At 43.3% G+C, this 4,290-nt stretch carries 4 protein-coding genes; all 4 read right to left on the bottom strand.

Annotated elements, in window-relative coordinates:
* A partial coding sequence (locus AB7D94_RS16610; RefSeq protein ID WP_420267182.1) for a CRISPR-associated endonuclease Cas1 occupies positions 1–367 on the bottom strand: 367 nt, incomplete at its 3' end.
* The gene (cas4, locus tag AB7D94_RS16605) at positions 367–1,041 is read right to left on the bottom strand and encodes a CRISPR-associated protein Cas4 (RefSeq protein ID WP_420267181.1); all 675 of its coding nucleotides are present in this window, start codon (positions 1,039–1,041) and stop codon (positions 367–369) included. The genes AB7D94_RS16610 and cas4, both read right to left, overlap by 1 nt.
* 11 nt (positions 1,042–1,052) lie before the next feature.
* Positions 1,053–3,236 (bottom strand): CRISPR-associated helicase/endonuclease Cas3, encoded by a 2,184-nt coding sequence (locus AB7D94_RS16600; RefSeq protein ID WP_420267179.1) that lies wholly within the window; start codon positions 3,234–3,236, stop codon positions 1,053–1,055.
* Complete coding sequence (locus tag AB7D94_RS16595) at positions 3,236–4,123, bottom strand: type I CRISPR-associated protein Cas7 (protein WP_420267177.1); 888 nt, start codon at positions 4,121–4,123, stop codon at positions 3,236–3,238. The genes AB7D94_RS16600 and AB7D94_RS16595 overlap by 1 nt, the downstream gene beginning before the upstream one ends.
* Positions 4,124–4,290: the final 167 nt, after the last annotated feature.

Below are 4,290 nucleotides of genomic sequence, written 5' to 3'. Positions count from 1 at the left end.
CTTTGATCTCCCAATTCACTTCGCTTCTCATCTCTAATGGACAATCTGGGTTAAATGTCTCTTCGCTGTCGTCAGCGCGACGATATTGCTCCCTCCTTAATAACACATTCCCTGATACCGGCCCCTGCACCTTTGCGAGAAACCGCCCATACTCCGTCATAAAACTTATCGCCACGCCGCGCTCTGCGCAAAACCCCATCAATGCGGGGCTGGCCATCACCTGCCCGAAGCACACAATGCTGCCCAGATTATGCACCGGCAATTTTGCCTTCGTATCATCGCCACTTTTCACGACGACCGTCTCTCCCTCTTTCGTGAGATACGCACCTTGTGTCGTAACGTATAGGGTATTTAATAATCGCTTCATTAGTCTTCCGCCATATCATCCATGCCTCTGGCAATGGACATTTCCATATATTTTTCGACGGGGCGGCCCTTTTTCATCTTCTGCGGCAGACATATTTCGATGAGGGAGCAGTTTTTACATTTAGGGCCAAACTGCGGCAAGGGCGTTGCCCCTGAATCTATAAGTTCATGGAGCCTGAGCGCGGTTTGTTCGGTTAACTGCCTAAGTGCGGCGTCGAATAGCACGTTCTGGCGTCGCCTTGTCTTGCCATAAAACATCGCCCCATGTTCTATCCTGACGTCAAGCATCTCCTCAAGGCACATTGCCTGCGCACAGAGCTGAACCACATCGTAATTACCTTTTTTTGGGCTTCCGCGCTTATACTCAACAGGGAAGGGCTGCCATTTCAAAACACCTTTACCGGCAGAATCGCTGCGGATTTTATGGAATTCGACAACATCGGCCTTGCCGGACAGCCCAAGGGCCAACGACCTGAGGGCAACGCCGGTGGAGATTTTAATATCGCGCCTGCTTTCAGATTTGCCGCTGTCAACCTGCTCATGAAATATCCTGCCCTCAGCCGTGAAGAGATTCTCATCCCACACCTGCTCAATATGAATCAGCGCACACCGCCTCTCACAATATAGCAAATGATGCAACGCTGACAGCGGTAATAAGTCGTCTTCAGTGTACAATGAGTTTTCCTCTAATAAATTAAGCCTTCTTCATTTGCATATACAAGGGGTAAAACCCCCTTCATATATCCAAGACAATCAGGATCGTAAGACCACCCTGTCCATTTAAAGAGTTCATCATATCCTCTGATATTCTCAAGGGACAGAGCATTTATTTTTTGTAACCAGATTTGAACGCTGTTCCTTAGTAAATCTATAGTAGAGACTTTTTCGTGATTTTCTAATGCCTCAATAATTTTATTATCAATAACAACAATACGAGTATTGGCATTAATAACCCTGTATAGTTTAGATACCTCAGGGAAATCTCCACTTCGTTCCTTTATTTTAATTTCCTCTGCGTCTTTTTTATAACCGCTCATTATTTCTCTTCTCATAGCTTCGGTTACAGCATCAGTTGCAGATAATTGTTGTATCAATTGTTCTTTGAACAGGTTATTGAGCACAGCCCGGCTTGTGTCAAAAATGGGATGTTTGTTTAGTAAAGGATCATTAACACGGAAATCCCACACCTCACCAATCATATCATCATGTTCTCTATTAATCCTGCCTCCGATTTGAATTAAACTTGCAGTTGTGCAACTTTCACGTAAGGCTGTTGAAAAAGAAAAATCCATCCCCGCTTCTATACAACTTGTAGCCACAAGCGTCCAATTGGTATCTGTACTTCTTGCCTTAAGTTTTCGGATAACCTTATTAACAATGCGTTCCCTATCAATAGGGGTTAATGCCGTTGATAAATGTAAGACTTCTTGATTTTCCTTTATCATTTTATCTGCAATCACAGCGGCAGATTGAACCGTATTCATTACTACAAGTCGTGGACCGCGTTTAGATAGAATGAAGTCTATCAGACCTCTACGGTCAAAGGCACTTTCACATGTCTGATAGGATATTCTGAGAAATTCATTTTCAGCAGACCGTTGTCTCAGCTCATCCGGAACCAGATCAGGAATTGATTCTGTTGGAGAAACGAATTTTTCCATTTCCCAAAATCGCGGGAGTGAACCTGACGCCAAAACAAAATGACAACCCCATTTTGTTAAACCCCTAAGCCAAACCCACGTCTGAGGCCATAAAAAAGACGGAATGGCCGCGTGTGCCTCATCAATGAATACGGCAGAACCCGGAAGCTCGTGCAGTTTTCTTAGTTTTACAGGTATATTACTTCCAAGTGTTTCAAAAAACTGTACTGCGGTTGTAACGATTATCGGAGCCTTCCAAAGCGATGACATCTGACGCAATTCTACACTCTTAAAATCAGCTTGATGATGATGCTCGGCGACAATCTCATCAGGCTTTTCGCCATCCAGAACAAGGGCTTTGCGATATGTCTCTACTGACTGTTTGATAATATTCGTATATGGCAGCACCACTATAATATGGCGCAATTTCTTTGCAATCGCAACCTGAAGCAAGTGTGCCATAACCGATGTTGTCTTACCTGTACCAACTGGACTATCACATGCCTCAATTGGCTCATTTGTATCTGCCTCTCTGCATGACTTGTAAATTTCTTTGCGTTGTAAATTACGCTGTGAATTAGGATCCTTATTGAATTTGGCTTCAACATACTTATCAAGTGCCGTCAGTCTTTCTTCCCAGCGTAATTCCTTATCGTCAAAACTTACTTCATCGCCAGTATGCTCGGCAGCGTCACCGTAATCGCCATCCACTAAACAGGAAAGACCTAAACGATAAGGCAGTCCGCTCCATTTTGTTTTATCACGCACGCTCACAACATCAGATGACCCCAAAACACTTTCATGTACTGTTTTATAGTAATTAAGAAGATCATCAGTCTGCTGCCATATATCCGGGTCACGACAAAAGGGTGCATCCTTGCTGTTCTCCTTACTTAATGAACATAACCCTATGTGATGACCATATGCCAGAATTGCCGCAAAAAGCTGGGATTGTTGCTTCAAATAAGCAACTCCGGCATCCACATGGTTTATCGGTAATTTCTTTTTTGAAGAACTTCGCAAAACTTTCTGATTCTCTTCGTCTAACTTCCCCAAGTCGTGAAATAACGCAGCCGCAGAGACGGTATCCACAAATGCTTGACTGCCGTCTTCAAAATATTTAGCAGCCTCGGCGGCATTTCTTTTGGCTCTGGCTGAAACATTTCCAACATGCTCAGCATATGTTTGAACCGGAATGTCTTTTCGTGCGCTTCGTGCCAACGGCTCCATTAGTATATATCCATTAAATCAGAAAGAGACTCGACCTTTCCTTCTAAATTGTCAGGTAACGTAGTAGGCACGTCATATTCGTCCCATGACTTAGACGGTTTTTCAGGGTCTAAGCCATCCTTCTTTTTTGGCGTTAAGGCATCGATCAGCATGAAATCAGAACAAGAACCAAGCTGTGATTTATGTTCAATATACCATGCGTGACGGATTTCGACTAAAGACCTGACGTAAGAGGGTGTGTTAGAATAGGCATAAGGTATTATCTTTTTCAAAAGCTTGATGTCTGTATAAGTACAACCAGTAGTCCTTGCCGCAGTTGGATTGACCAAAAAAGGCATATAATAAACGCCGTGTGTAATAATTCGATAACCTAATGGCGCCATTCCTCTATCTTTTCCCTCCTGTACCCCTGACTTGCTGGTATTGGTCGAACGTTCTATTTCAATAGGAGCTATTGAAATTCCAAGGCCAAACTGAACAACCCCGGTTCTTATTGATGTAGAGGAACCTTCCTCTAAAAAAGTGTTACCAAAAACCCTGCCGTCCCAATACTTATTCCTAAATTCAACACCCTCGTTGGTATTAATTTCAGTTTCTATTTTCTTTCGGTCCCTTCCACGGCTTTCCAGTATGTGGAAATTAGCAGCATCTAAAGTCGGATTAAACTCTCCAGAGACCTTCGTCCAGACAGTACCTTCTTTATTTTCAATCAAATCACGCACTTTCCGTTTGAATGAAACCGGTGATATTTCGCCTCTGTCATCATAACGCTGACGTGGATCACTCTCTCTATCTGGATCACCATTGGGATTTGAACTTCTAACCTCGATAATTAAAAGACCTGTTGCTCTGTTTACTAAGCCGTTTCCATCGTTTTGCTTATCCATACATTAACCTCCTTATATGTGATATTTATTTTTACGAATTATCGCCCTCTGAACGGGCAAGATAACCCAAAAGCATTTTAGCCTTGTCAGCATCAGTTGTTTGTCGTGGCAAAGCAACGTAAGCGTCTAAATAACTACACCCGTTGATTTCCCTGCGAGGGCATCCC

Source organism: Candidatus Magnetominusculus dajiuhuensis, assembly GCF_046044395.1.
In the GTDB taxonomy this organism is placed as follows: Bacteria; Nitrospirota; Thermodesulfovibrionia; order Thermodesulfovibrionales; family Magnetobacteriaceae; genus Magnetominusculus; species Magnetominusculus dajiuhuensis.
Note: the sequence above shows the minus strand (reverse complement) of the source record. Positions and strands in the feature narration are given on the sequence as shown.